We start from the raw sequence: 23,551 nt of genomic DNA, 5'->3' as shown, positions 1-23,551 counted from the left end.
TCACCAGACGTAGGCGAGGACTTCCCCACCCACGCCCTTCTTGTTTGCCTGACGGTCGGTCAGCAGGCCCTGGCTGGTCGAGATGATCGCGACGCCCAGGCCACCGAGGACACGCGGCAGGCCGGTGCTCTTGGCGTAGACCCGCAGACCGGGCTTGCTGATGCGGCGTACGCCGGCGATCGAGCGCTCGCGGTGCCGGCCGTACTTCAGCGTGATCGTCAGGGTCTTGCCCACCTGGCCCTCGGTCGGCTCGGCGACCTCGAAGGAGGTGATGTAGCCCTCCTGCTTGAGGATCTCGGCCACGCCCTCCTTCAGCTTGGAGTAGGGCATGGAGACCTCGTCGTGGAACGCCTGGTTGGCGTTGCGCAGACGCGTGAGCATGTCTGCGATCGGGTCAGTCATCGTCATGGTGCTGGTTCTCTCTCTTCTGTGGTTTCCCCGCGAGGGGACCTTCAGCGGTTGGTGCGAAGCATCGGGTGGTCGAGCCTGTCGAGGCTCACCAGGAGGACTTGGTCACGCCGGGCAGTTCGCCGCGGTGCGCCATCTCGCGCAGGCAGATCCGGCACAGGCCGAACTTGCGGTAGACGGCCTTGGGCCGGCCGCACCGCTGGCACCGGGTGTAGCCCCGGACCGCGAACTTGGGCTTGCGGGCCGCCTTGACCCTGAGCGCTGTCTTCGCCATCTCAGTTCTCCTTGAACGGGAAGCCGAGCTGCTTGAGCAGCGCGCGTCCTTCGTCGTTGTTGGTCGCGGTCGTCACGATCGTGATGTCCATGCCCCGGGAACGGTCCAGACGGTCCTGGTTGATCTCGTGGAACATCACCTGCTCGGTCAGACCGAAGGTGTAGTTGCCCTGCCCGTCGAACTGCTTGGGCGAGAGGCCACGGAAGTCACGGATGCGCGGGAGCGCGAGGCTCAGCAGGCGGTCGAGGAACTCCCACATCCGGTCGCCGCGCAGCGTCACGTGCGCGCCGATCGGCATGCCCTCACGCAGCTTGAACTGGGCGATGGACTTGCGAGCGTTGGTGACCGACGGCTTCTGGCCGGTGATCGCGGTGAGGTCCTTGATGGCACCCTCGATCAGCTTGGAGTCGCGAGCAGCCTCGCCGACACCCATGTTGACCACGATCTTCACCAGACCGGGCACCTGCATGATGTTCTTGATGTCGAACTCTTCGCGCAGCGCGGGGACGATCTCCTCGCGGTAGCGGGTCTTCAGGCGCGGGGTGACCTTCTCCTCGGCCGTGGCCGGGCCGTCAGTCGCCTGAGTCTCCTCGACAGTGGTGTCCGTCATGTCAGATCTCCTTCCCGGTCTTGCGGGAGACGCGCACGCTGCGGTGCGCGGTGTAGGTCGACCCGTCGGGGCGGCGCTTCTGCACCTCTTCGCGCTTGAAGCCGACGCGGGTCACGCCCTTGCCCTCGACCAGCATCACGTTGCTGACGTGGATCGGGGCCTCGGTGGTGATGATGCCGCCGGTGGTGCCGGCGCGACCGCCCTGGTTGACGACCTTGGTGTGCCGCTTGACGCGGTTGACGCCCTCGACGATCACCCGCTGCTCCTCGCGGAGCACCGAGATGACCTTGCCCTCGACGCCCTTGTCCCGGCCCGAGATGACGACGACCTGGTCGCCCTTCTTGATGTTCAGGGACTTGGCCTGCTTGCCGGTCTTGGCGGACTTGCTCGAACTGTTCGTCATCACAGCACCTCCGGGGCCAGCGAGATGATCTTCATGAAGCGCTTCTCGCGCAGCTCGCGGCCGACGGGGCCGAAGATGCGGGTGCCGCGCGGCTCGCCGTCGCTCTTGAGGATCACCGCGGCGTTCTCGTCGAAGCGGATGTACGAGCCGTCGGCGCGGCGGCGCTCCTTGACGGTGCGCACGATGACTGCCTTGACGACGTCGCCCTTCTTGACGTTCCCGCCCGGGATCGCGTCCTTGACGGTGGCGACGATGACGTCACCGATGCCGGCGTAGCGACGACCCGAGCCACCGAGCACGCGGATGCACAAGATCTCCTTGGCACCGGTGTTGTCGGCGACCTTGAGTCGCGACTCCTGCTGAATCATGTCTGTTTTCTCCTTGTCGCCCTGGTTCTCCGGGTGCGGAGCCTGGGGGAACTCAGTGTCGGATCTGGGAGTTCGCCGGGATTACTTGGCGCGCTCGAGGATGGACACGACGCGCCAGCGCTTGGTCGCCGACAGCGGACGGGTCTCCATGACCCGCACGCGGTCGCCGATGCCGCACTCGTTCTGCTCGTCGTGGGCCTTGAGACGCGAGGACTTGCGCATGACCTTGCCGTAGAGGGCGTGCTTGACGCGGTCCTCGACGACGACGACGACGGTCTTGTCCATCTTGTCGCTGACGACGATGCCCTCGAACGTCTTGCGCGCGTTGCGCGTCTCCTGCTGCTGCTCGCTCATGCGCCAGCACTCTCCTTCTTGGCCTTCTTGGCGTCGTCTGCACCGGGTGCGGACCGGATGCCGAGCTCGCGCTCACGCACCACGGTGTAGATCCGGGCGATGTCCTTCTTGACGGTGCGCAACCGACCGTGGCTCTCCAGCTGGCCGGTGGCCGCCTGGAAGCGGAGGTTGAACAGTTCCTCCTTGGCGTCGCGCAGGCGCGCCTCGAGGTCGACGGCGTTGAGCTCGTCGAGCTCGTGGGCGGTAAGGTAGTCAGCCATCAGAACTCACCTGCCTCACGGGTGATGAACCGGCACTTCATGGGGAGCTTGTGCATCGCGCGGCGCATCGCCTCGCGGGCGACGTCCTCGGTGACACCGGACAGCTCGAACATGACGCGACCGGGCTTGACGTTGGCGATCCACCACTCGGGCGAGCCCTTGCCGGAACCCATGCGGGTCTCGGCGGGCTTCTTGGTGAGCGGGCGGTCGGGGTAGATGTTGATCCACACCTTGCCGCCACGCTTGATGTGGCGGGTCATCGCGATACGGGCCGACTCGATCTGCCGGTTCGTGACGTAGTGACCCTCGATCGCCTGGATCCCGAACTCGCCGAAGGCGAGGCGGGTGCCACCCTTGGCCGCACCGGTCCGCTTGGGGTGGTGCTGCTTGCGGTGCTTGATCCGACGGGGCATCAACATGGCGCTCAGGCCTCCTGTCCGGCGCTCGGGGCTGCCTCGGCAGAAGCAGCGGCGGGGGCGACGGCAGGAGCCTCGGTCGTCGACGGAGCGCTGCCGGCCCCGTCCTCACGAGGGGCGCGGCTGCCGCGGCTGGGACGCTCGCGCTCGCCGCCGCGGGTCGGACGACCGCGGCCGGGAGCCCCGGCGCGGGCCGCAGCCTGCGCCTGGCGCTCGGCGCGCGTCGCGGCGACCTCGCCCTTGTAGATCCAGACCTTCACGCCGATCCGGCCGAAGGTCGTCTTGGCCTCGTAGAAGCCGTAGTCGATGTCCGCACGCAGGGTGTGCAGGGGCACACGGCCCTCGCGGTAGAACTCCGTGCGCGACATCTCGGCGCCGTTGAGGCGGCCCGAGCACTGGATGCGGATGCCCTTGGCGCCCGAGCGCATGGTGGTCTGCATCGCCTTGCGCATCGCGCGACGGAACTGCACGCGGCCGCTGAGCTGCTCGGCCACACCCTGGGCGACCAGCTGGGCGTCCACCTCGGGGCTCTTGACCTCGAGGATGTTCAGCTGGACCTGCTTGCCGGTGAGCTTCTCGAGCTCGCCGCGGATGCGGTCGGCCTCGGCGCCACGGCGACCGATGACGATGCCGGGGCGCGCGGTGTGGATGTCGACGCGGACCCGGTCACGGGTGCGCTCGATCTCCACCTTGGCGATGCCGGCCCGCTCCATGCCCTTGGAGAGCAGCTTGCGGATCGCGACGTCCTCGCCGACGTACGCCTTGTAGAGCTTGTCGGCGTACCACCGGCTCTTGTGGTCGGTGGAGATGCCCAGGCGGAAGCCGTTGGGGTGGATCTTCTGGCCCATCAGACGGCCCGTCCCTTCGTGTTCTTGCGGGCGGCCACGACATCGGCCGGCTGCACAGCCAGCGTGATGTGGCTGGTGCGCTTGTTGATGCGGGTGGCGCGGCCCTGTGCACGCGGACGCCAGCGCTTCATGGTCGGACCCTCGTCGACCATCGCGACGGAGACGACCAGGTCGGCCCGGGTGAGGTTCTCGGTGGTCTCGGCGTTGGCGATGGCGCTCTCGAGGACCTTGTAGACGGTCTCGGAGGCCGACTGCGGCGCGAAGGCGAGCAGCGACAGCGCCTCGTCCACGGGCATGCCGCGGACCAGGTCGACGACCCGGCGCGCCTTGAGGGGCGTGATCCGCACGAAGCGGGCGCTGGCGAAGGCTCCCGGCTGGTCGCCGAGCAGCGACTCACGACGGGCGCTGGTGCGATTGCGCTCGGTGACACTCATCGACGACGTCCCTTCCGGTCTTCCTTCACGTGCCCGCGGTAGGTGCGGGTCGGTGCGAACTCCCCGAGCTTGTGACCGACCATCGAGTCGCTCACGAAGACGGGGACGTGCTTGCGACCGTCGTGCACCGCGATGGTGTGGCCGATCATGGCCGGCACGATCATCGAGCGGCGCGACCAGGTCTTGATCACGTTGTGGCTGCCCTTGTCGTTCTCCGCGTCCACCTTCTTCATGAGGTGGTCGTCGACGAAGGGGCCCTTCTTGAGACTGCGAGGCATTGTCGGTTACTTCCTACCCTTGCCGGACTTGCGACGACGGATGATCTGGGAGTCGGAGGCCTTGCGCTTGCGCGTGCGGCCCTCGGGCTTGCCCCAGGGGGAGACCGGGTGGCGACCACCGGAGGTCTTGCCCTCACCGCCACCGTGCGGGTGGTCGACGGGGTTCATCACGACACCGCGGACGGTGGGCCGGCGGCCCTTCCAGCGCATCCGGCCGGCCTTGCCCCAGTTGATGTTGGACTGCTCGGCGTTGCCGACCTCGCCGACCGTGGCGCGGCAGCGGACGTCGACGAACCGCATCTCGCCCGAGGGCATGCGCAGGGTGGCGCGCGAGCCCTCCTTGGCGACCAGCTGGGCGCTCATCCCCGCGGAACGGGCGATCTTGGCGCCACCGCCGGGCCGCAACTCGATGCAGTGGATCGTCGTGCCGACCGGGATGTTGCGCAGCGGCAGGTTGTTGCCGGGCTTGATGTCGGCGTTGGGGCCGGACTCGACCGGCGTGCCCTGCGTCAGACCGTTGGGCGCCACGATGTAGCGCTTCTCGCCGTCCACGTAGTGGAGCAGCGCGATCCGAGCGGTGCGGTTGGGGTCGTACTCGATGTGGGCGACCTTGGCCGGCACGCCGTCCTTGTCGTAGCGACGGAAGTCGATGATGCGGTAGGCGCGCTTGTGACCGCCACCCTGGTGCCGGGTGGTGATCCGGCCCTGGTTGTTGCGGCCGCCCTTCTTGGGCAGCGGGCGCGTCAACGACTTCTCCGGCGTGGTCCGGGTGATCTCGACGAAGTCGGCCACCGACGAGCCACGGCGGCCCGGAGTGGTCGGCTTGTACTTGCGGATTGCCATCAGATTCTCAGTCCCTCACTAGACCCGGTCAGGAGACCGGACCTCCGAAGATGTCGATGCGGTGACCCTCGGCAAGGCTGACGATGGCGCGCTTGGTGTCCTTGCGCTTGCCGAGCCCACTGCGGGTGCGGCGCGTCTTGCCCTGACGGTTGAGGGTGTTGACCGAGGTGACCTTGACGTTGAACACCTTCTCGACCGCGATCTTGATCTCGGTCTTGTTCGCGTCCGGGCGGACCAGGAAGGTGTACTTGTTGGCGTCGAGAAGGCTGTAGCTCTTCTCCGAGACCACGGGCGCGATCAGGACGTCGCGGTGGTCCTTGTGGATGGTGCTCACGCGGAGGCCTCCTCGTCGGTCGTCTCGGCGGCGGCGCTGTCGGTCGAGGACTCGTCAGCGTCGGCCTTCTTGGCGGTCTTCTTGGCCGCGGTCTTCTTGGCGGCGGCCTTCTTGGCGGCGGCCTTCTTGGCGGGCTTGGTCTCCTCGACCGGCTGGCCGGTGTAGACCTCGAAGGCGCCCTTGGTGAAGACCACGTCGTCGGCGGCGATCACGTCATAGGTGTTGAGCTGGTCGACGGCCACGATGTGCACCTCGGGGGCGTTGCGCAGCGACAGCCAGCTGATGGCGTCGGTGCGCTCGAGCACCACGAGGTACTTGACGCGGTCGCTCAGCCCGGCCAGCGCGGCGAGCGCCGACTTGGTCGAGGGCGTGTCACCCGAGACCAGGGCCTCGATGACGTGCACGCGACCGTTGGCCGCCCGGTCCGAGAGCGCGCTGCGCAGGGCGGCGGCGATCATCTTCTTGGGCGTGCGCTGGGAGTAGTCGCGCGGCTGCGGGCCGTGGACGACGCCACCACCGGTGAACTGCGGCGCACGGGTCGAGCCCTGACGGGCGCGGCCGGTGCCCTTCTGCTTGTGCGGCTTGCGGCCACCGCCGCGAACCTCGCCGCGGGTCTTGGTGGCGTGCGTGCCCTGGCGGGCCGCGGCGCGCTGGGCGACGACGACCTGGTGGATCAGCGGAATGTTGACCGGCGCGCCGAAGAACTCGGCGGGCAGGTCGACCTTCAGGGTCTTGGCAGTCACAGCGCAGCCTCCTTCTTGGCGGCCGAGCGGAGCACGATCAGACCGCCCTTGGGGCCGGGAACGGCGCCCTTGAGCAGGATCAGGCCCTTCTCGACGTCGACCGCGTGGACGGTGACGTTCTGGGTGGTCACGGTGTCGCCACCCATGCGGCCGGCCATCCGGGTGCCCTTGAAGACGCGACCCGGGGTCGCGCAGGCGCCGATGGAGCCCGGCTTGCGGTGGTTGCGGTGCGCGCCGTGCGAGGCGCCCACGCCGTGGAAGCCGTGTCGCTTCATGACGCCGGCGAAGCCCTTGCCCTTGCTGGTGCCGGTGACGTCGATCTCCTCGCCCACGGCGAAGAGGTCGGCGGCCAGCTCCTGGCCCACGTCGTACGACGACGCGTCGGCGGTGCGGATCTCGACCACGTGCCGGCGGGGCGTGACGCCCGCCTTGGCGAACTGTCCGGCGTCCGGCTTGTTGACCTTGCGTCCCTCGATCTCACCGAACCCGACCTGGATGGCGTTGTAGCCATCGCTCTCGGGCTTGCGGACCATGGTGACGACATTGGTCGAGGCGGCGATGACGGTGACGGGCACGACACGGTTGTTGTCGTCCCAGACCTGGGTCATGCCGAGCTTGGTGCCCAGCAGTCCCTTGACGTTTCTCTCGACGGTCATGGCAGATATCTCCCGTGCCTCAGAGCTTGATCTCGATGTCGACGCCCGCAGGGAGGTCGAGTCGCATGAGCGAGTCGACCGTCTTCGGGGTCGGGTCGATGATGTCGATGAGGCGCTTGTGCGTGCGCATCTCGAAGTGCTCGCGAGAGTCCTTGTACTTGTGGGGCGAGCGGATCACGCAGTAGACGTTCTTCTCGGTCGGCAGCGGCACCGGCCCGGCCACCTTCGCACCCGTGCGCGTGACCGTGTCGACGATCTTGCGCGCCGAAGTGTCGATCACCTCGTGGTCGTAGGCCTTGAGCCTGATGCGGATCTTCTGTCCCGCCATGTGCTCTCTCGTCCTTCTCAGCTGGCCCTCGCGGGCACCGCGTGCAGTTCATGTCTCGGTCGACCTCGGGTGAGGCCTCCCGCCCGGTTCCACCCGCCCCGGCCCGCCGACCCCCGCGGTCGGGCGTGTCGCGGCTGTTGGACGGCGCGACGCGCACCCCCTGCGAGAGGGTCTGCGTTGTGGTTGTGGATGGCACCCGACGGTTCGTCGGGCTGAACGGGTTCCTCCTGGCCGGGGCCGAGGTGGTGCGGACGCACGCGCGACAGCCTCACTTGGTCGGAACCACGATTCAGCAGTCAATGTGCGGCGCACCCCGATCGAGCAGGTGGCACCCGCCGGAGCAACCGGAACAGTTTGTCAGAGAGCAGGGCACACGCCAAATCGGTCTGGTGGCCGTTGCACGGGGACTCCGATCGGGCCTGACAAGATAGCCGTCCCAGCCTGCCCCACCCACCCGAGCCGGAGGCCGCACGTTGTCCGGGCACGAGCACTTCCCGCCACCTGGCGCTCCCCCGCCGGGGCCACCGCCCGGTCCTGCGTTCGCGCCAGGAGGCGGGGCGCCCCCCTTGCCGGGCCAGTTCCAACCGGGCCAGCTCCAACCGGGCCAGTTCCAACCGGGCCAGTTCCAACCGGGGATGGCGCCGGGCCCGACACAGGGCATGGCCCCGGGCGTTCCGGGCTTCCACGGGGCCGCCCACAAGCCCGGCGCGATCCCGCTGCGCCCGCTCGGCCTCGGCGACATGTACGACGGGGCCCTCAAGATCATCCGCTTCAACCCGAAGGCGACGGTCGGCTCGGCGGTGCTGGTGGCCAGCGTGGCGATGGCGGTGCCGATCGTGATCACCGCGGTCGTCACCTTCGCCTTCGGGCTCACCCTGGACCTGGAGGCGACCTCCTTCTCCACCAGCGAGGTCGTGGGGCTGGTCGTGTCGGTCGGGTCGCTGGTCCTGGGGCTGGTGCTGCAGAGCCTCGGCCTGGTCCTGGTCACCGGGATGGTCGCCCACGTGACGGCCGCCGCCGCGATCGGCCAGCGGTTGTCGATGGGTGAGGCCTGGGCGCGCACCCGGGGCAAGCGCTGGCGGCTGATCGGACTGACCACCCTGCTCGGGCTCCTGAGCCTGCTGGGGTTCGCCGCGTACGCCGCCCTCTGGATCCCGGTCATCCAGCTCGGTGACCTCGGGACCGCGGTGATCTTCGGGCTGGTCACCCTGCCCCTCTTCCTGGTCGCGCTCTGGCTCTTCTGGGTCCGCGTCTACTACCTGCCGGTCCCCGCGCTGATGCTCGAGCCCGTCGGCGTCTTCGGTGCGATCGGCCGCGGCTACCGCCTCACCCGCAAGGCGTTCTGGCGGACCTTCGGCATCGGCATGCTCACGCTGCTGGTCACCTCGATCGCCGGTCAGGTGCTGGCGACGCCGATCGCGGTGGTCGGCCAGGTGGCCGCGGTCGCCGGCGCCACGAGCGAGTACGGCGCGCTCATCCTGATCGTCTCGCAGGCCCTGTCCTCGGTGGTGACCGCCGCCTTCGTCGGTCCCTTCACGTCGGCCGTGACCTCGCTGCAGTACCTCGACCAGCGCATCCGCAAGGAGGCCTACGACGTCGAGCTGATGACGCAGGCGGGGATCACCGCTCGATGAGCTGGTCGGCCTCGGTGCTTCCGGTGACGGACCCGCCACTGGACCCGTCCGGCGGCGACGGCCGCTCGCTGCTGCGCCGCGAGCTGCTCAAGCCCGAGTACAACGACCAGGCCCTGATCAGCCGCTTCGTCGACTGGCTGCGCGACAAGATCCTCGACGGTGTGGGCGCCGCGTCCGGCTCACCGCCGTACACCGCCTTCGCCACCATGGTCGTGGCCGTCGCGCTGGTGCTGGCGCTGGTCTGGCTCGCCGCGCGCGTACGCCGCTCGCACGCGGGGCCCGGGTCGGCCGGTCCCGCGCTCGGGGGCGAGCGGCTCTCCGCGAACGAGCTGCGCCGCCGCGCGGAGGCGGCCCTCGACGCGGGCCGGTCCGAGGAGGCCCTGGTCGACGCCTTCCGGGCCCTCGCGGTGCGGCAGGTGGAGCGAGCCAGGATCGAGGACGTCCCGGGCGCGACCGCCCACGAGCTGGCCGTGCTCCTGGCCGAGGCGTTCGGGCCGCAGGCCGGCCGGCTGCGCGACGCCGCCGACCGTTTCGACCTGGTGCTCTACGGCCACCGGGCGGCGACCCCCGACCAGGCGCGCGCCGTGCTCGCCCTCGACGACGACCTGGTGGGGGTCCGGTGAGCGCCCCCTCGACCTCGACCACCGGCACCGCGGCGCCGCGTGGACGCCTGCGCCTGTGGCAGCGGCACCGCTCGACGCTGCTGATCGTCGTCGGCCTGGCCCTGGCGGTCTTCGTCGTGCTGGTCCTCGGCGGCGGCTCGGCCAGCACCGGCCCTCTCGACCCGGACAACCCCGGCCACCTGGGCGGCCGGGCGCTGGCCCAGGTGCTCGACGACCAGGGGGTCGAGGTCGACGTGGTGCGCTCCGCGGACGGCCTCGACGGCGCCGGCGTCGACGCGGGCACCACCGTGCTGGTCACCTCGGCCGACAGCCTGGGCGAGTCGACCGTGGAGCGGCTGCGCGCGGCCGGCGCCGGTCACGTCGTGGTCGCCGTGCCCGGCCAGAGCGTCGCCTCGGAGCTCGGCGCCGAGGTGGTCGGTCCCGCCAGCGATGCCACCGAGCAGGCCGCCTGCCAGGGCGCCGGGCTGGTCGCGCTCCTCGAAGGGCTGGAGATCCGCACCGGGGAGGGCTACGAGTACGCCGCCAGGTCGGGCTGCTTCTCGGGCGACCTGGGCGCTCTGCTCGCTCAGCCGGAGGACGGGCTGGTGGTGCTCGGCGCCACTGACGTGCTGCGCAACGGCGGCATCCTCCAGGCCGACAACGCCGCTGTGGCGCTGCGGCTGCTGGGCCAGGACGACCGGCTGGTCTGGTACGTCGCCGACGCGGCCGACCTCGCCGGCGACGACGCCGTCAGCCTGGGGACGCTGCTGCCCGACTGGCTGCGCCCGGCCCTGTGGGTGCTGGCGCTGGCGCTCGCCGGGCTCGTGGTCTGGCGGGCTCGGCGCCTGGGTCCGCTGGCCACCGAACCGCTGCCCGTCGTGGTTCGCGCCATCGAGACCACCCGCAGCCTCGGCCGGCTCTACCGCCGAGCGGACGACCGCGCGCATGCCGCGGCGTCACTGCGCGCAGCCGGCCGCGCGAAGGCCGCCGAGCGGCTGCGCCTGCCCGACCCCGACCGGCGCGGCGGGGACCCCCACGCGCTGATCCGCGACGTCGCGCGGCACCTCGGCCGACCCGTCACCGAGGTCGGCTACCTGCTGCACCCCGAGGCGCCCGCCCCGACCACCGACCAGGACCTGATCTCGCTGGCGACCGCGCTGGACGAGCTCGACAGAGAGGTACGCCGTACATGAGCCCGGACGAGTTGCCAGACCAGATGCCAGACCAGGCCTACGACGCGCAGGTCCGTGAGCGGCTCGGCGCCGTCCGCAGCGAGGTGGCCAAGGCGGTCGTCGGCCAGGACGCCGCCGTCTCCGGCCTGCTCGTCGCGCTGCTGTGCGGCGGGCACGTGCTGATGGAGGGCGTGCCCGGCGTCGCGAAGACGCTCCTCGTGCGGACCCTGGGCAGCGCGCTCGACGTACGCACGCGACGGGTGCAGTTCACCCCCGACCTGATGCCCGGCGACATCACCGGCTCGATGGTGATCGACAGCCAGCGCGGCGAGCTGACCTTCCGCGAGGGACCGCTCTTCACCAACCTGCTCCTCGCCGACGAGATCAACCGCACCCCGCCCAAGACCCAGTCGGCGCTCCTGGAAGCCATGGAGGAGGGCACCGTCTCGGTCGACGGGGTCTCCCACGAGCTGCCGCGGCCCTTCCTGGTGGCGGCCACGCAGAACCCCGTCGAGTACGAAGGCACCTATCCCCTCCCCGAGGCGCAGCTCGACCGCTTCCTCCTCAAGGTGGTGCTGCCGATCCCACAACGCGACCACGAGCTGGAGATCCTCCGACGGCACGCGCAGGGGTTCGACCCGCGGCGTGTCGCGGCGGCCGGCGTCACGGCGGTCGCCGGGGCGGCCGACATCGCCGCCGGTCAGGCGGCCGTGCTCGGCGTCCAGGTCTCGCCGGAGGTCACCGGCTACATCGTCGACATCGCCCGGGCCACCCGCGAGTCCCCCTCGCTCAGCCTCGGGGTCAGCCCCCGAGGGGCCACCGCGCTGTTGCGGGCGGCCCGCGCGTGGGCCTGGCTCAACGGGCGCGACTTCGTCACCCCCGACGACGTCAAGGCGCTCGCGCACGCGACGCTGGTGCACCGGCTTGGGCTGCGGCCCGAGGCGGAGCTCGAGGGCGTCGACGTCGCCGAGGTGCTGGCCTCCGCGCTCGGCTCGGTGCCGGTCCCCCGCTGAGCCGCGACATGGCGATCTCCGGCAGGGTCCCGCTGCTGCTGCTCCTCGGAGTGGTGGCCGTGCTGCTGCGCCCGCAGATGAGCACGACCTGGCTGTGGCTGCTGGTCGTCGTGGTGGCCGTGGTCGTCGACTGGGCGCTGGCCCCGCGACCCGACTCCGTGGCCCTCGATCGCCGGCCCCTCTCGTCGGTGCGCACGGGCTACCCGACGTCCACCGTCCTGGTCGCCGGCAACGCCGGGCGCCGGGCCCTGCACGGCCTCATCCGCGACGCCTGGCAGCCGACGGCCGGAGCGACCGGCAACCGGCACCGCGTGCACCTGTCCGCCGGCGACCGGGTGCTCCTGGAGACCCCGATGGTGCCGGTACGCCGCGGCGACCTGCGTGCGGTCGGCGTCACCGTGCGGCTGTGGGGGCCGCTGCGGCTGGCCGCCCGCCAGCGCACCCGCGAGGTCCCGGGGGCGTTGCGGTCGTTGCCGCCCTTCGAGTCCCGCAAGCACCTGCCCTCGCGGTTGCTCCGGCTCCGCGAGCTCGACGGCCGGGCCGCGGTGCGCGTGCGCGGCCAGGGCACGGAGTTCGACTCGTTGCGTGAGTACGTCCGCGGCGACGACGTCCGCTCCATCGACTGGCGGGCCAGCGCGCGCAACCGGAGCGTCGTGGTCCGCACCTGGCAGCCCGAGCGCGACCGTCGCGTCGTGCTGGTGCTCGACACCTCCCGCACGTCGGCTGCCCGGGTCGAGGACGTGCCACGCCTCGACTCCGCCATGGACGCCGCCCTGCTGCTCGCAGCGCTCGCCGCCCGCGCCGGCGACCGGGTCGACTTCGTGGCCGGTGACCGGCGCGTCCGCACCCGCCTGCGAGCAGCCGGCTCCCGCGAGGTGACCGCGCAGCTGCAGGACGCGATGGCGACCCTCCAACCCGTGCTCGCCGAGGCCGACTGGGCCGGCCTGGCCGCCGCGGTCACCGCGATGGGCCGCCAGCGTGCCCTCGTCGTCCTGCTCACGCCCCTCGAGCCGTCGGCGATCGAGGAGGGCCTGCTCCCCGTCCTCCCCACCCTGACCCGCCACCACAGGGTGATCCTGGCGTCGGTCCGCGACCCTGCCCTCGGCGAGCTGACCAGGCACCGCCGGTCCGTCGACGAGGTCTACGACGCCGCCGCCGCCGAGCAGGCACTCCGCCGCCGTCGGCGTACCTCGGAGCTCCTCTCGGCCCTCGGCGTCGACGTGGTCGACACCGACGCCGAGCGGCTCCCGCCGGCGCTGGCCGACCACTACCTGATGCTGAAGTCGAAGGGTTTGCTCTGACGGACCTGTCGGCTTGCGGTCGCCGCTGCCGGCTCGCCGAGCGTCTCGGGATCTCGTCGTACCTGGTGCGTCGACGTCACCAGTAGTCGGTGAGGTTCGCTCGGTCAGCCGGGGGATCTCGCCGGATCGATCACGCAGCCGACGCGACCTTGTCCTCCAACAACGCCGCGTCGAGGTCACCCGTGTGCCCGCGCGCGTACGCCGCGCGCCCGAGCCCGAACACGTAGGCGAAGAAGCACGCCTCGGCCAGGATGCCGATGCCGACCCTCGCCTCGGTGGGCAGCGGCGACGGCGTCACGAAGGCCTCGATGATCCCGCTCACCAGCAGCACGGCCACGAGCCCGAGGGCGATGGTGCCGGCGGTGCGGCCCTCGCGGGCGACGGACTGCGTGCGCGTCAGGGAGCCCGGCTCGATCCACGACCAGAAGAGCCGCAGCCCCATGCCGCCGGCGACGAAGACGGCGGTGAGCTCGAGCAGGCCGTGCGGGAGGATCAGCCCGAAGAAGTGGCCGCCGTGGTCGTGGCGGATCATGATCGAGCCGATGATCGCCAGGTTCGCGATGTTGTTGAAGAGCAGGTAGACCACCGGCAGGCCGAGGATCCCCAGCGCCAGGCACAGCGCCGACACCCACGCGTTGTTGATCCACACCTGCAGGGCGAAGTGAGAGGCGGCGTTCTCGCTGTAGTAGTTCTCGAAGTCCTGGTTGACCAGCTGGTCGACCTGGGCCGGATCCATCAGCGACTGCTCGACGACCGGGTTGCCGAGCAGCCACCAGATCATCACGCCGGTGACGAGCACGTTCGCCGCGAGCGTGCCGAGCCACCAGTAGCGGATGCGGTACAGCGCGGCCGGGAAGCGCTCGGTGAAGAAGCTCACGACGCCGCGCCAGGACGCGGTGCGGGTGCCGGCCGACCGGGTCCGGGCCTTGGCCAGCACGGACGAGAGGTAGGCGACGAGCGAGGCGTCCGGGGCGGAGGTGCGCACCACCGAGAGGTGCGTGGCCACCTGCTGGTAGCGCTCGACCAGCTCGTCGCTCTCGGCCCCGGACAGCCGCCGCTGCCGGGTCAGCTCCTCGAGCCTGCGCCACTCGTGCACATGAGCGTGCACGTAGGCGTCGAGGTCCACGCGGCCCAATCTACGGGCCTCCTCGATCGGCGGAGTACGGTGACGGCGATGTCCACGGGTCTGCCCTCGCCAGCCGGGGAGTTCGCCACCCTCACCGACGACGACCTCGTCACCGGCGAGGCGGTCGCGCTCGACCTGCCGCCGGCCTCGCTCGGCGCGCGGATGGTCTCGGGGCTCATCGACATCATCGCCACCGTCGCCACGCTCATCATCGTGGTGCTCCTGGTGCTGCCGATCGCGCTCCAGACCGACGACGCGCTGATGTGGGTCGCCTACGTCGGCACCATGATCACCGTCTTCCTGGTGGTCCCCACCACCTTCGAGACGCTCACCCGGGGGCGCAGCCTCGGCAAGCTGGCGATGGGGTTGCGGACCGTGCGCGACGACGCCGGACCCATCTCGTTCCAGCACGCGTTCGTGCGGGCGCTGATCGGGTTCGTCGAGATCTACGCCTTCTCCGGCGTGCCCGCCTTCTTCTCGGCCCTGCTCAGCAGCAAGGGCAAGCGTCTGGGCGACTACGCCGCCGGCACGTACGTCGTGCGCGAGCGGGTCGTGCTCCGGCTGCCGATGCCGGCCCCGATGCCGCCGCCGCTGGCCCGCTGGGCCGCCAGCGCGGACATCGCGTCGCTGCCGACCGGCCTGGCCGTCGCCGTACGCCAGTTCCTCGGCCGCTCAGGGCAGATCGACCCTGCGGTGCGGCACGACCTGGCCTCCCGCCTGGCCGACCAGGCACGTCCCTACGTCGCGCCCGCACCACCGCCCGGCACGCCGCCCGAGGCGTTCCTGGCTGCCGTGATCGCGGCCCGGCGCGACCGTGACCACCGGCGGCTCCACCGCGAGGCCATGCTGCGTCACCGGCTGACCGCGCGGCGCTGAGCACCGCCGCGCTCGCCGACCACGCGGGGGATGGTCAGGCAGAGCGCGGCTGCCAGCACGCACAGCCCGCCTGCCGTCATCCAGGCCGAGAAGTAGTCGCCCTGGCTCGTGCGGATCCAGCCGGCGAAGCTGGCAGCGACGCCGGCGCCCACCATGTGCGCGGCGAAGACCCAGCCGAAGACCACGCTCGACCGTTCGAGACCGAAGTGCTGGCGGCACAGCATCACCGTCGGCGGCACGGTCGCGACCCAGTCGAGGCCGTAGAAGACGATGAAGACGAAGAGGCTCGGCTGCACGTGCGGCCCCAGCAGGTAGGGCACCGCGAGGAGCGAGAGCCCGCGGAAGAAGTAGTAGCCGCACAGCAGGTAGCGCGAGTCGACCCGGTCGGTCAGCCAGCCGCTGGCGATGGTGCCGATGATGTCGAAGATCCCGATCGTCGCGAGCAGCGTCGCGCTCGTGGTGGCCGGCATCCCGTGGTCGTGGGCGGCGGGGATCAGGTGGGTGCCGATCAGTCCGTTGGTCGACCAACCACAGATCCAGAAGGTCACGAAGAGGATCCAGAAGGTGCGCGACCGGCTGCTCTCCTTCAGCACGCGGATCGCGACCCGGGCAGCTCCCTCCGACTGTGCGGTGGGACCAGGAGGCGCCACCGGCAGCGGCTGCGCCCCCGGCACGGGGACCTCGACCGGCAGCTCGACCGGCGTGTCGCTTGGGGCCGCGCCGTACGCCGTGGTGCCGACGTCCTCGGGGCGGTCGCGCAACAGCCACCACACCAGGGGCACCAGCGCCAGCGCGAAGCCGCTGACCAGGAAGGCCGCGAAGCGCCAGCCCGGGCCCTCGGCGAGACGCGCGATCGCCGGGAGGAAGACCAGCTGCCCCGTCGAGCTGGCCGCCGAGAAGACGCCCACCACCAGGCCCCGGTGCTTCTCGAACCAGCGGTTGGCCACGATCGCGCCGAAGACCAGCGCGAGAGAGCCGGTGCCGATGCCGACCGCGAAGCCCCACAGCACCCACAGCTGCCAGGGCGACGTCATCACCAGGGTCAGCCCCGAGCCGACCGCGACCAGCGTCAGCGAGGCGGCCACCACTCGGCGTACCCCGAAGCGCTCCATCAGGGCGGCCGCGAACGGCGCCGTCAGGCCGTAGACGATCAGGTTGAGGCTCACCGCGCCCGACGTCGTCGCGCGGGACCAGCCGAAGTCCTCCTCGAGGGGGACCAACAAAGCCCCGGTCGAGGAGCGGAAGCCGGCCGCGGCGATCAGGGCGGCCATCGTGACGGCGGCGACCCACCACGCGCGGTGCACGCGCGGCCGCGTGGCCCGCTCGACGGTGGCTGTCACGACCGAATTCTAGGAGCGACGCCGGCGATCAGCCGCCCGCCGGACTGCCAGGCAGGATCGATCCCCGGCCAACCTCCGTGTTCTCTTGTGAACGCCGCGCTCCGGATCTACCGTCGAAGAATGTTGGTGGAGATCGGGAGGGTGGCGCTGGCCATCGTCGCGTTCTCCCTCGCGGTCGCCTGCCTGTTCAACCTCATGGTCGGCTGGGAGCCCTGGGCGAAGCCCGCGGCCCGGTTCACCGCCTGGCGCGAGAGCCGCCGGCCCGTGGTCCCCCTCACCCGTCCGCTCGAGGAGCTGGCCGTCCAGGCCCGCCGCCTCGGCCGCCGCTTCCACCACCCGCCGGAGGGTCAGCGCTTCGAGAAGTGCGAAGCCGTACGCCGCGCCTACGACACCGTGCTGGCCGAGGCCAGCCAGGCGCTCGGTGTCACCACCCTGCTCACGGTGATCGCTCCAGGACCCGAGCTCGACCTCGAGCGGCAGCGCGTCGAGCTCGCGCTCGAGGAGAGCGGCTTCGAGCTCGGCCTGCCGCTCTAGCGACCCGGACAGGAGTCCGGGCACGGGCTCACACCCGCTGGTATGCCAGGTCGGTGATCGCCCTCCCGACAGCGATGCCCTTGCGCTCGAACTTGGTCATCGGCCGCTCCTCCCACCGCTCGACCACGCCACCGGACAGCCGTGGCTCGGCATCGAGCACCGCGGCCATCACGTCGGCGTACGCCGCCCAGTCGGTGGCCAACCGCCAGGTCGCTCCGGGCGCCAGCCGGTCGGCGGCCAGCGCCGCGAAGGCGGGATCGACGAGGCGGCGCTTGTGGTGGCGGGTCTTCGGCCACGGGTCGGGGAAGAAGGTCCACAGCCCGGCCAGCGCGCCGCTGCCCACGAGGTTCTCGAACGCCCAGACCGCGTCGAGAGCGCAGAACCGCACGTTGGTGGCACCCACGCGAGCGACCTCGGCCAGGGAGGCGGCGATGCCGGGCACCCACACCTCCAGCGCCAGCACGTCGAGCTCGGGGTGCGCCGCGGCGAGCGCGGCCGTGGCCTCGCCCACCCCCGACCCGACCTCCACGACCAGCGGCGCCGCGCGGCCGAAGCGGTCGGCCAGCACGAACCCGGGGTCGTCCACGTCGTCGACGGGGATCACCCAGTCCTCGTGGTGCGCCACCCAGGCCGCCTCCTGCGACGGCGTGAAGCGACTGCCCCGACGGGCATAGCTCAGCACCTCACGGACCGGACGTCCGTCCTCGGTGAGCCGCGCCGCTCCCCTGCGTGCCGGCCGGGCCCGAGGGGACGGGCGGCCAGGCGTGTCGCTCACGGGTTGATGAGGTATCCCGAGTCGAACGAGGACTCCGACGTCCCGGCCACGACGGCGATCGCGAAGATGGCGACGAACGCGAGCACGGTGAGGATCAGCAGCACGCTGGCGATGATGCCGCAGATGCGTCCGGCGTTGGCCGAGCTGCGGCCGCCGATGGACCCGCGGCCGGCGTCGATCTCCCGGACCACGCGGTTGCCCATCACCCATGCGAAGGGCCCGAGGATCTGGCACACGACGAGCGAGACGATGCCGAGGACCAGGACCGTCGTCGACTGCGGGTGGTCGGGCGGCGGGCCCGCGTAGCCGCCGTACTGGGGCTGCTGCCCGCCGTACTGAGGCTGCCCGTACTGCCCGTAACCGGAGTACTGCGACGGGTCGGCCTGCTGCCCGCTCGACCAGCTCGGACGGTTCGCCTCGCCCTCCGGCTGGGACTGGTACGGGTTGGTCGGCTCGCCGCCGCCAGGGTTCTGCGGATCTCCGGCCGGGGTCCCCGAGGGAGGAGTCTGGTCGCTCATGCGGGCCATCCTGACACGGCTAGCCTCCCTCTCGTGGCCACAACGGAACTGCCAGACGGTCGCGTCGCCCAGCTGTGGTCCGGCGGTGCGGACGGCGAGGACCCCGTCGTGCTCTTCTTCCACGGTTGCCCCGACACGAGGTGGGCGGCCCGCTCGGGCGAGGAAGCCGCGCGGCGGGCCGGTGTGCGGCTGGTCAGCGTGAACCGGCCTGGCTACGGACGGTCCTCCCCTGCAGCCTCCACACACGCGTCGGTCGCCGACGACGCGGCGACCGTCCTCGACAGCCTCGGCATCGGTGCGGTGGCGGCGCTCGGCATGTCCGTCGGGGGCGCGTACGCCGCGGGCTTCGCCGCCCGGCACGCCGACCGGGTCAGCGGGCTGGGCGTGGTCGGCACGCTGCCCATGCCGACGACCGGCGAAGCAGCGGGCAGCACCGTCACCGAGGCGATGGCGGCCCTCAGGCCGGAGTTCGAGGCGTGGGCCGCGTCGATGGACGTGAGCGACCCCGACGACGAGGCGGTGGCCGCGCGCTGGACGGCCTCGCTGCCGGAGCAGGACGGCGCACTGGTCGGTGCGCGGCCGGCGCGCGAGGTCGCCGCCGCCGCCCGTGAGGCGCTCGCGTCCTACGACGGCTACCTGCGCGACGCCGCCCTCACCTTCCGGCCGTGGGACGTCGACGTCTCCGCGGTGCGCTGCCCGACCTGGCTGTGGTACGGCGGCGCCGACGAGCGCGCCCGGCCCGGTGCCGACTGGTTCGCGGCGCAGATCCCGCACGCCACCGTCACGATCCGGCCGGGGGTCACGCACTGGGCGACGCTCGCGGCGTACTGGGACGAGATCCTGACGACGCTGACTTCCGGTGGTCGAGCATCGAGCGAAGCGAGCGGATAGTCGAGATCAACCAGAACGACCCCGGACCTTGCGGTCCGGGGTCGTTCTCTGTGCTGTGCTTTAGGTTGCCTTTCGGCTCACCGGGCCTCGACTCGCCCTTGCGCGACTTCGCAAGCTCAGTCGCGGGGCTTGCTCGACCTGACCGAGCTACGCCGAGGGCGACTTCGTCGCACTCGGCTGCTCGGTCACTTGGTGATCTTGGTGACCCGGCCGGCGCCGACGGTCCGGCCACCCTCGCGGATGGCGAAACGCAGGCCCTCGTCCATGGCGATCGGCTGGATCAGCTCGACGGCCATCTCGGTGTTGTCGCCGGGCATGACCATCTCGGTGCCCTCGGGGAGGGTCACCACGCCGGTCACGTCCGTGGTCCGGAAGTAGAACTGCGGACGGTAGTTGTTGAAGAACGGCGTGTGACGGCCACCCTCCTCCTTCGACAGGATGTAGACGCTCGCGTCGAAGTTGGTGTGCGGGGTGTGCGTGCCGGGCTTGATCACGACCATGCCGCGCTCGACGTCCTCGCGCTTGGTGCCGCGAAGCAGCAGCCCGACGTTCTCGCCGGCCTGACCCTCGTCGAGCAGCTTGCGGAACATCTCGACACCGGTGACGGTCGACTTCTGCGACTTCTCGCGGATGCCGATGATCTCGACCTCCTCGTTGACCTTCACGATGCCGCGCTCGATACGGCCGGTGATGACCGTGCCGCGACCGGTGATGGTGAAGACGTCCTCGACGGGCATGAGGAACGGCTTGTCCGTCTCACGTGCCGGGGTCGGGATGGCCTCGTCGACAGCCGTCATGAGCTCCATGATCGACTCGCCCCACTTCTCGTCGCCCTGGAGCGCCGGGAAGGCGGCCACGCGCACCACGGGGATGTCGTCGCCGGGGAACTCGTACTCGGAGAGGAGCTCGCGCACCTCCATCTCGACGAGCTCGATGAGCTCCTCGTCGTCGACCATGTCGCACTTGTTGAGCGCCACGACCAGGGCGGGGACGCCGACCTGGCGGGCGAGCAGCACGTGCTCGCGGGTCTGCGGCATCGGACCGTCGGTGGCGGCGACCACGAGGATCGCGCCGTCCATCTGGGCCGCACCGGTGATCATGTTCTTGATGTAGTCCGCGTGACCGGGGCAGTCGACGTGCGCGTAGTGGCGCGACTCGGTCTGGTACTCGACGTGCGCGATCGAGATGGTGATACCGCGCTGACGCTCCTCGGGGGCCTTGTCGATCTCGTCGAAGGCCGAGGCTGCGTTCAGGGTCGGGTACTTGTCGTGCAGGACCTTGGTGATCGCCGCGGTAAGAGTGGTCTTCCCGTGGTCGATGTGACCGATCGTGCCGATGTTGACGTGCGGCTTGGTCCGCTCGAACTTCGCCTTAGCCACTGGGGCTCCTCCTGTGTGTTGTTACTTGACTCGTAGGTGTCGTGCTGTGCCGAGGGTCCGGCGGGAATCCGTGGACGATTATTCGCCGCGGACCTTCTTGATGATCTCGTCGGCGATGCTCGTGGGAACCTCGGCGTACGAGTCGAACTCCATCGAGTACGACGCCTGGCCGGAGGTCTTCGACCTCAGGTCGCCAACGTACCCGAACATCTCCGACAGCGGCACAAGGGCGTTGACGACGTGGTCGCCGTGACGCTCTTCCATGCTCTGGATGTGACCGCGACGGGAGTTGATGTCGCCGATGACATCACCCAGGAAGGTCTCCGGGGTGATGACCTCGACAGCGAACACCGGCTCCAACAGGACCGGCTTGGCCTTGCGTGCCGCCTCCTTGAACGCCTGGTTTCCGGCGATCTTGAAGGCGAGCTCGGAGGAGTCGACGTCGTGGTAGGCGCCGTCCTCCAGGGTGAACTTCACGTCCACCATGGGGTAGCCGGCGAGCACGCCGAACTCCATGGCGTCCTGGCCACCCTGGTCGACCGAGGGGATGTACTCCTTCGGGATGCGACCACCGGTGACGTTGTTGACGAACTCGTAGCCCGCACCCTGACCGGTCTCGGGGTCGATGCTCGGCTCGAGGGTGATGAGCACCTTCGCGAACTGGCCCGACCCACCGGTCTGCTTCTTGTGGGTGTAGGAGTGCTTGGAGACGGTGCCGCGGATGGTCTCGCGGTAGGCGACCTGCGGCTTGCCGACGGTGGCCTCGACGCGGAACTCGCGCTTCATCCGGTCGACCAGGATCTCCAGGTGCAGCTCGCCCATGCCGGCGATGATGGTCTGCCCGGTCTCCTCGTCCGCCTTCACCGTGAAGGTGGGGTCCTCGTCGGACAGCCGCTGGATGGCGGTGCCGAGCTTCTCCTGGTCGCCCTTGGTCTTGGGCTCGATCGCGACCTCGATCACCGGGGCCGGGAAGCTCATCGACTCGAGCACGACGGGGTGCTGCGGGTCGCAGAGCGTGTGGCCGGTCTTGGTGTCCTTGAGGCCCATCACCGCCACGATCTGGCCGGCGCCGACCGACGCGATCTCCTCACGCTTGTTGGCGTGCATCTGGTAGACCTTGCCGATCCGCTCCTTGCGGCCGTTGACCGAGTTCATCACGGTCGTGCCGGCCTCGAGCTTGCCGGAGTAGACCCGGACGTAGATCAGCTTGCCGAGGTGCGGGTCGCTGGCGATCTTGTAGGCCAGGCCGGCGAAGGGCTCGGAGTCGGCGGGCTGCCGCTCGATCTTCTCGTCCTCGTTGTTGGGCTTGTGGCCCACGATGGCGTCGATGTCGAGCGGCGACGGGAGGTACTTCACGACCGCGTCGAGCAGGGGCTGCACGCCCTTGTTCTTGAACGCCGTGCCGCACAGGACCGGGTTGATCTTGTCGGCCAGCGTGGCGCGACGGATCGCGGCCTCGAGCTCGTCGACGGAGAAGGTGCCCTCCTCGAGGTACTTCTCCATGATCTCGTCGTCGGCCTCGGCCAGGGTCTCGAGCAGCTTCTCGCGGTACTCGTCAGCCTGGGCCTTGAGCTCCGCGGGGATCTCCTCGACCTCGTAGTCCTCGCCCATCTTGGTCTCGCCGCGCCAGGTGAGCGCGCGCATCCCGACCAGGTCGACGACGCCGAGGAAGTCGGACTCGGCACCGATCGGCAGCTGGAGGACCAGCGGGGTGGAGTTGAGGCGCTCGACCATCATGTCGACGCAGCGGAAGAAGTCCGCTCCGGTGCGGTCGAGCTTGTTGACGAAGCACATGCGCGGCACGGAGTACTTGTTGGCCTGGCGCCACACCGTCATCGTCTGCGGCTCGACGCCGGCCACGCCGTCGAAGACGGCGACCGCGCCGTCGAGGACGCGCAGCGAGCGCTCGACCTCGGCGGTGAAGTCCACGTGACCGGGGGTGTCGATGATGTTGATCTGGTGGTCCTTCCACCAGCAGGTCGTCGCGGCGGACGTGATCGTGATGCCGCGCTCCTGCTCCTGCTCCATCCAGTCCATCGTGGCCGCGCCCTCGTGGACCTCACCGATCTTGTAGGTGATGCCGGTGTAGAAGAGGATGCGCTCGGTGGTGGTGGTCTTGCCGGCGTCGATGTGCGCCATGATGCCGATGTTGCGGACCTTCTTCAGGTCCGTGGTGATGTCGACAGCCACAGTGGGTCTCAGTCCCTTGGAAAAGTAGGTGTGGGCGCAGGTGAGGGGCCGGGCCTCCCATCAGGGAGACCCCGCGCCCGGTGTCACCAGCGGTAGTGGGCGAAGGCCTTGTTGGACTCGGCCATCTTGTGCGTGTCCTCGCGCTTCTTCACTGCGGCACCGAGGCCGTTGGAGGCGTCGAGGATCTCGTTCATCAGGCGCTCGGACATCGTCTTCTCGCGGCGGTCGGCGGCGTAGCCGACCAGCCAGCGCAGGGCGAGGGTCGTCGAGCGGTTGGGCTTGACCTCGATCGGCACCTGGTAGGTCGCACCGCCGACGCGGCGGGACTTGACCTCGATGGCCGGCTTGACGTTGTCGAGGGCACGCTTGAGGGTGACGACGGGGTCGGTGCCGGTCTTGTCGCGGCAGCCCTCGAGCGCGGTGTAGACGATGCGCTGGGCGACCTGCTTCTTGCCGTCCTTGAGCACCTTGCTCACGAGCTGGGTGACGACCTGGGACCCGTAGACAGGGTCGACGTCGAGGGGGCGCTTCGGGGCGGGACCCTTGCGAGGCATCAGCAGGCCTCCGTAGCGCAGTGGCGGATCTGGGAGATGGTGGGCACCGGGTGGTTCCCCTTCTTGTCCTCTGTCACGGCCCGGCACTC

At 70.3% G+C, this 23,551-nt stretch carries 31 protein-coding genes; 8 read left to right on the top strand and 23 right to left on the bottom strand.

Going from position 1 to position 23,551, the window contains the following annotated elements; all coding sequences use genetic code 11:
* From rpsH to rpsJ, 16 genes are all read right to left on the bottom strand, one after another.
* Positions 1 to 408, bottom strand: a complete 408-nt coding sequence (gene rpsH, locus ABD295_RS14100) for a 30S ribosomal protein S8 (protein ID WP_344304396.1) — start codon at positions 406 to 408, stop codon at positions 1 to 3.
* A gap of 88 nt (positions 409 to 496) precedes the next feature.
* Complete coding sequence (locus ABD295_RS14095; protein ID WP_028636399.1) at positions 497 to 682, bottom strand: type Z 30S ribosomal protein S14; 186 nt, start codon at positions 680 to 682, stop codon at positions 497 to 499.
* A 1-nt stretch (position 683) separates the two neighbouring features.
* On the bottom strand, positions 684 to 1,292 hold the full coding sequence (gene rplE / locus ABD295_RS14090; protein ID WP_344304395.1) for a 50S ribosomal protein L5: 609 nt from the start codon (positions 1,290 to 1,292) through the stop codon (positions 684 to 686).
* Between the two features lies 1 nt (position 1,293).
* A complete protein-coding gene (gene rplX / locus ABD295_RS14085; protein WP_344304394.1) occupies positions 1,294 to 1,695 on the bottom strand; it encodes a 50S ribosomal protein L24 in 402 nt (133 codons plus the stop codon).
* On the bottom strand, positions 1,695 to 2,063 hold the full coding sequence (gene rplN, locus ABD295_RS14080) for a 50S ribosomal protein L14 (RefSeq protein ID WP_135266712.1): 369 nt from the start codon (positions 2,061 to 2,063) through the stop codon (positions 1,695 to 1,697). Before rplN ends, rplX begins: the two co-directional genes overlap by 1 nt.
* Positions 2,064 to 2,144: 81 nt before the next feature.
* Complete coding sequence (rpsQ, locus tag ABD295_RS14075; protein WP_344304392.1) at positions 2,145 to 2,417, bottom strand: 30S ribosomal protein S17; 273 nt, start codon at positions 2,415 to 2,417, stop codon at positions 2,145 to 2,147.
* Positions 2,414 to 2,677 carry a 50S ribosomal protein L29 gene (gene rpmC, locus ABD295_RS14070; RefSeq protein WP_344304391.1) on the bottom strand — a complete coding sequence of 88 codons (264 nt, stop codon included), beginning with the start codon at positions 2,675 to 2,677 and terminating at the stop codon, positions 2,414 to 2,416. Before rpmC ends, rpsQ begins: the two co-directional genes overlap by 4 nt.
* Entirely contained in the window at positions 2,677 to 3,096 is a 420-nt protein-coding gene (rplP, locus tag ABD295_RS14065) for a 50S ribosomal protein L16 (RefSeq protein WP_344304390.1), read from the bottom strand. The genes rpmC and rplP overlap by 1 nt, the downstream gene beginning before the upstream one ends.
* Positions 3,097 to 3,101: 5 nt before the next feature.
* Positions 3,102 to 3,941 carry a 30S ribosomal protein S3 gene (gene rpsC / locus ABD295_RS14060; protein ID WP_344304388.1) on the bottom strand — a complete coding sequence of 280 codons (840 nt, stop codon included), beginning with the start codon at positions 3,939 to 3,941 and terminating at the stop codon, positions 3,102 to 3,104.
* The gene (rplV, locus tag ABD295_RS14055; RefSeq protein WP_344304387.1) at positions 3,941 to 4,375 is read right to left on the bottom strand and encodes a 50S ribosomal protein L22; all 435 of its coding nucleotides are present in this window, start codon (positions 4,373 to 4,375) and stop codon (positions 3,941 to 3,943) included. Before rplV ends, rpsC begins: the two co-directional genes overlap by 1 nt.
* The gene (rpsS, locus tag ABD295_RS14050) at positions 4,372 to 4,653 is read right to left on the bottom strand and encodes a 30S ribosomal protein S19 (RefSeq protein ID WP_344304386.1); all 282 of its coding nucleotides are present in this window, start codon (positions 4,651 to 4,653) and stop codon (positions 4,372 to 4,374) included. Before rpsS ends, rplV begins: the two co-directional genes overlap by 4 nt.
* Before the next feature lie 6 nt (positions 4,654 to 4,659).
* A complete protein-coding gene (gene rplB, locus ABD295_RS14045; RefSeq protein ID WP_344304385.1) occupies positions 4,660 to 5,496 on the bottom strand; it encodes a 50S ribosomal protein L2 in 837 nt (278 codons plus the stop codon).
* A 28-nt stretch (positions 5,497 to 5,524) separates the two neighbouring features.
* On the bottom strand, positions 5,525 to 5,830 hold the full coding sequence (gene rplW, locus ABD295_RS14040; protein WP_344304384.1) for a 50S ribosomal protein L23: 306 nt from the start codon (positions 5,828 to 5,830) through the stop codon (positions 5,525 to 5,527).
* Positions 5,827 to 6,573: a 50S ribosomal protein L4 gene (gene rplD, locus ABD295_RS14035; protein WP_344304383.1), complete on the bottom strand. Its 747-nt coding sequence runs from the start codon at positions 6,571 to 6,573 to the stop codon at positions 5,827 to 5,829. Before rplD ends, rplW begins: the two co-directional genes overlap by 4 nt.
* Complete coding sequence (gene rplC, locus ABD295_RS14030) at positions 6,570 to 7,229, bottom strand: 50S ribosomal protein L3 (protein WP_344304382.1); 660 nt, start codon at positions 7,227 to 7,229, stop codon at positions 6,570 to 6,572. The genes rplD and rplC overlap by 4 nt, the downstream gene beginning before the upstream one ends.
* 19 nt (positions 7,230 to 7,248) lie before the next feature.
* Positions 7,249 to 7,557: a 30S ribosomal protein S10 gene (gene rpsJ, locus ABD295_RS14025; protein WP_008360994.1), complete on the bottom strand. Its 309-nt coding sequence runs from the start codon at positions 7,555 to 7,557 to the stop codon at positions 7,249 to 7,251.
* 659 nt (positions 7,558 to 8,216) lie between these two features.
* On the opposite strand from rpsJ, the gene ABD295_RS14020 reads away from it, so the two are divergent.
* Genes ABD295_RS14020 through ABD295_RS14000 form a run of 5 tightly spaced genes read left to right on the top strand, consistent with a single transcriptional unit; the run spans position 8,217 to position 13,279 of the window.
* Positions 8,217 to 9,191, top strand: a complete 975-nt coding sequence (locus ABD295_RS14020) for a hypothetical protein (RefSeq protein WP_344304381.1) — start codon at positions 8,217 to 8,219, stop codon at positions 9,189 to 9,191.
* Entirely contained in the window at positions 9,188 to 9,814 is a 627-nt protein-coding gene (locus ABD295_RS14015; protein WP_344304380.1) for a DUF4129 domain-containing protein, read from the top strand. The genes ABD295_RS14020 and ABD295_RS14015 overlap by 4 nt, the downstream gene beginning before the upstream one ends.
* Positions 9,811 to 10,986 (top strand): DUF4350 domain-containing protein, encoded by a 1,176-nt coding sequence (locus ABD295_RS14010; protein ID WP_344304379.1) that lies wholly within the window; start codon positions 9,811 to 9,813, stop codon positions 10,984 to 10,986. Before ABD295_RS14015 ends, ABD295_RS14010 begins: the two co-directional genes overlap by 4 nt.
* Positions 10,983 to 11,978 (top strand): AAA family ATPase, encoded by a 996-nt coding sequence (locus ABD295_RS14005; RefSeq protein ID WP_344304378.1) that lies wholly within the window; start codon positions 10,983 to 10,985, stop codon positions 11,976 to 11,978. Before ABD295_RS14010 ends, ABD295_RS14005 begins: the two co-directional genes overlap by 4 nt.
* Positions 11,979 to 11,986: 8 nt before the next feature.
* A complete protein-coding gene (locus ABD295_RS14000) occupies positions 11,987 to 13,279 on the top strand; it encodes a DUF58 domain-containing protein (RefSeq protein WP_344304376.1) in 1,293 nt (430 codons plus the stop codon).
* Positions 13,280 to 13,409: 130 nt separating this feature from the next.
* On the opposite strand, the gene ABD295_RS13995 is transcribed toward ABD295_RS14000, so the two are convergent.
* Entirely contained in the window at positions 13,410 to 14,405 is a 996-nt protein-coding gene (locus ABD295_RS13995; protein WP_344304375.1) for a stage II sporulation protein M, read from the bottom strand.
* Between the two features lie 48 nt (positions 14,406 to 14,453).
* Here ABD295_RS13995 and ABD295_RS13990 point away from each other — a divergent pair, with 48 nt between their 5' ends.
* Positions 14,454 to 15,281, top strand: coding sequence for an RDD family protein (locus tag ABD295_RS13990; protein ID WP_344304374.1), 828 nt, complete (start codon positions 14,454 to 14,456; stop codon positions 15,279 to 15,281).
* On the opposite strand, the gene ABD295_RS13985 is transcribed toward ABD295_RS13990, so the two are convergent.
* Positions 15,257 to 16,621 carry an MFS transporter gene (locus ABD295_RS13985; protein WP_344304373.1) on the bottom strand — a complete coding sequence of 455 codons (1,365 nt, stop codon included), beginning with the start codon at positions 16,619 to 16,621 and terminating at the stop codon, positions 15,257 to 15,259. The two genes, ABD295_RS13990 and ABD295_RS13985, sit on opposite strands and share 25 nt — an antisense overlap.
* A gap of 120 nt (positions 16,622 to 16,741) precedes the next feature.
* On the opposite strand from ABD295_RS13985, the gene ABD295_RS13980 reads away from it, so the two are divergent.
* Entirely contained in the window at positions 16,742 to 17,155 is a 414-nt protein-coding gene (locus tag ABD295_RS13980) for a hypothetical protein (RefSeq protein ID WP_344304372.1), read from the top strand.
* A 28-nt stretch (positions 17,156 to 17,183) separates the two neighbouring features.
* On the opposite strand, the gene trmB is transcribed toward ABD295_RS13980, so the two are convergent.
* Both trmB and ABD295_RS13970 read right to left on the bottom strand, forming a co-directional pair.
* The gene (gene trmB, locus ABD295_RS13975; RefSeq protein WP_344304371.1) at positions 17,184 to 17,930 is read right to left on the bottom strand and encodes a tRNA (guanine(46)-N(7))-methyltransferase TrmB; all 747 of its coding nucleotides are present in this window, start codon (positions 17,928 to 17,930) and stop codon (positions 17,184 to 17,186) included.
* Positions 17,927 to 18,448 carry a DUF4190 domain-containing protein gene (locus tag ABD295_RS13970; RefSeq protein ID WP_344304370.1) on the bottom strand — a complete coding sequence of 174 codons (522 nt, stop codon included), beginning with the start codon at positions 18,446 to 18,448 and terminating at the stop codon, positions 17,927 to 17,929. Before ABD295_RS13970 ends, trmB begins: the two co-directional genes overlap by 4 nt.
* A 33-nt stretch (positions 18,449 to 18,481) precedes the next feature.
* Between ABD295_RS13970 and ABD295_RS13965 the strand changes: the two genes are divergently transcribed.
* Positions 18,482 to 19,339, top strand: a complete 858-nt coding sequence (locus ABD295_RS13965) for an alpha/beta fold hydrolase (protein WP_344304369.1) — start codon at positions 18,482 to 18,484, stop codon at positions 19,337 to 19,339.
* Between the two features lie 185 nt (positions 19,340 to 19,524).
* On the opposite strand, the gene tuf is transcribed toward ABD295_RS13965, so the two are convergent.
* From tuf to rpsG, 3 genes are all read right to left on the bottom strand, one after another.
* Complete coding sequence (tuf, locus tag ABD295_RS13960) at positions 19,525 to 20,718, bottom strand: elongation factor Tu (RefSeq protein ID WP_344304368.1); 1,194 nt, start codon at positions 20,716 to 20,718, stop codon at positions 19,525 to 19,527.
* Between the two features lie 78 nt (positions 20,719 to 20,796).
* Positions 20,797 to 22,908 (bottom strand): elongation factor G, encoded by a 2,112-nt coding sequence (gene fusA, locus ABD295_RS13955; RefSeq protein WP_344304367.1) that lies wholly within the window; start codon positions 22,906 to 22,908, stop codon positions 20,797 to 20,799.
* Between the two features lie 83 nt (positions 22,909 to 22,991).
* A complete protein-coding gene (gene rpsG, locus ABD295_RS13950; RefSeq protein WP_344304366.1) occupies positions 22,992 to 23,462 on the bottom strand; it encodes a 30S ribosomal protein S7 in 471 nt (156 codons plus the stop codon).
* Positions 23,463 to 23,551 lie beyond the last annotated feature (89 nt).

The organism is Nocardioides bigeumensis, from assembly GCF_039531755.1.
GTDB classification, from domain to species: Bacteria; Actinomycetota; Actinomycetes; order Propionibacteriales; family Nocardioidaceae; genus Nocardioides; species Nocardioides bigeumensis.
This window is presented reverse-complemented; position numbering and strand designations above follow the sequence as displayed.

Bases quoted from the DNA above. Each gene is read 5' to 3' on its own strand.
- rpsH (WP_344304396.1), bottom strand. From the start codon at position 408: ATGACGATGACTGACCCGATCGCAGACATGCTCACGCGTCTGCGCAAC.
- ABD295_RS14095 (WP_028636399.1), bottom strand. From the start codon at position 682: ATGGCGAAGACAGCGCTCAGGGTCAAGGCGGCCCGCAAGCCCAAGTTC.
- rplE (WP_344304395.1), bottom strand. From the start codon at position 1,292: ATGACGGACACCACTGTCGAGGAGACTCAGGCGACTGACGGCCCGGCC.
- rplX (WP_344304394.1), bottom strand. From the start codon at position 1,695: ATGACGAACAGTTCGAGCAAGTCCGCCAAGACCGGCAAGCAGGCCAAG.
- rplN (WP_135266712.1), bottom strand. From the start codon at position 2,063: ATGATTCAGCAGGAGTCGCGACTCAAGGTCGCCGACAACACCGGTGCC.
- rpsQ (WP_344304392.1), bottom strand. From the start codon at position 2,417: ATGAGCGAGCAGCAGCAGGAGACGCGCAACGCGCGCAAGACGTTCGAG.
- rpmC (WP_344304391.1), bottom strand. From the start codon at position 2,677: ATGGCTGACTACCTTACCGCCCACGAGCTCGACGAGCTCAACGCCGTC.
- rplP (WP_344304390.1), bottom strand. From the start codon at position 3,096: ATGTTGATGCCCCGTCGGATCAAGCACCGCAAGCAGCACCACCCCAAG.
- rpsC (WP_344304388.1), bottom strand. From the start codon at position 3,941: ATGGGCCAGAAGATCCACCCCAACGGCTTCCGCCTGGGCATCTCCACC.
- rplV (WP_344304387.1), bottom strand. From the start codon at position 4,375: ATGAGTGTCACCGAGCGCAATCGCACCAGCGCCCGTCGTGAGTCGCTG.
- rpsS (WP_344304386.1), bottom strand. From the start codon at position 4,653: ATGCCTCGCAGTCTCAAGAAGGGCCCCTTCGTCGACGACCACCTCATG.
- rplB (WP_344304385.1), bottom strand. From the start codon at position 5,496: ATGGCAATCCGCAAGTACAAGCCGACCACTCCGGGCCGCCGTGGCTCG.
- rplC (WP_344304382.1), bottom strand. From the start codon at position 7,229: ATGACCGTCGAGAGAAACGTCAAGGGACTGCTGGGCACCAAGCTCGGC.
- rpsJ (WP_008360994.1), bottom strand. From the start codon at position 7,557: ATGGCGGGACAGAAGATCCGCATCAGGCTCAAGGCCTACGACCACGAG.
- ABD295_RS14020 (WP_344304381.1), top strand. From the start codon at position 8,217: ATGGCCCCGGGCGTTCCGGGCTTCCACGGGGCCGCCCACAAGCCCGGC.
- ABD295_RS14015 (WP_344304380.1), top strand. From the start codon at position 9,188: ATGAGCTGGTCGGCCTCGGTGCTTCCGGTGACGGACCCGCCACTGGAC.
- ABD295_RS14005 (WP_344304378.1), top strand. From the start codon at position 10,983: ATGAGCCCGGACGAGTTGCCAGACCAGATGCCAGACCAGGCCTACGAC.
- ABD295_RS14000 (WP_344304376.1), top strand. From the start codon at position 11,987: ATGGCGATCTCCGGCAGGGTCCCGCTGCTGCTGCTCCTCGGAGTGGTG.
- ABD295_RS13990 (WP_344304374.1), top strand. From the start codon at position 14,454: ATGTCCACGGGTCTGCCCTCGCCAGCCGGGGAGTTCGCCACCCTCACC.
- ABD295_RS13980 (WP_344304372.1), top strand. From the start codon at position 16,742: ATGTTGGTGGAGATCGGGAGGGTGGCGCTGGCCATCGTCGCGTTCTCC.
- ABD295_RS13970 (WP_344304370.1), bottom strand. From the start codon at position 18,448: ATGAGCGACCAGACTCCTCCCTCGGGGACCCCGGCCGGAGATCCGCAG.
- rpsG (WP_344304366.1), bottom strand. From the start codon at position 23,462: ATGCCTCGCAAGGGTCCCGCCCCGAAGCGCCCCCTCGACGTCGACCCT.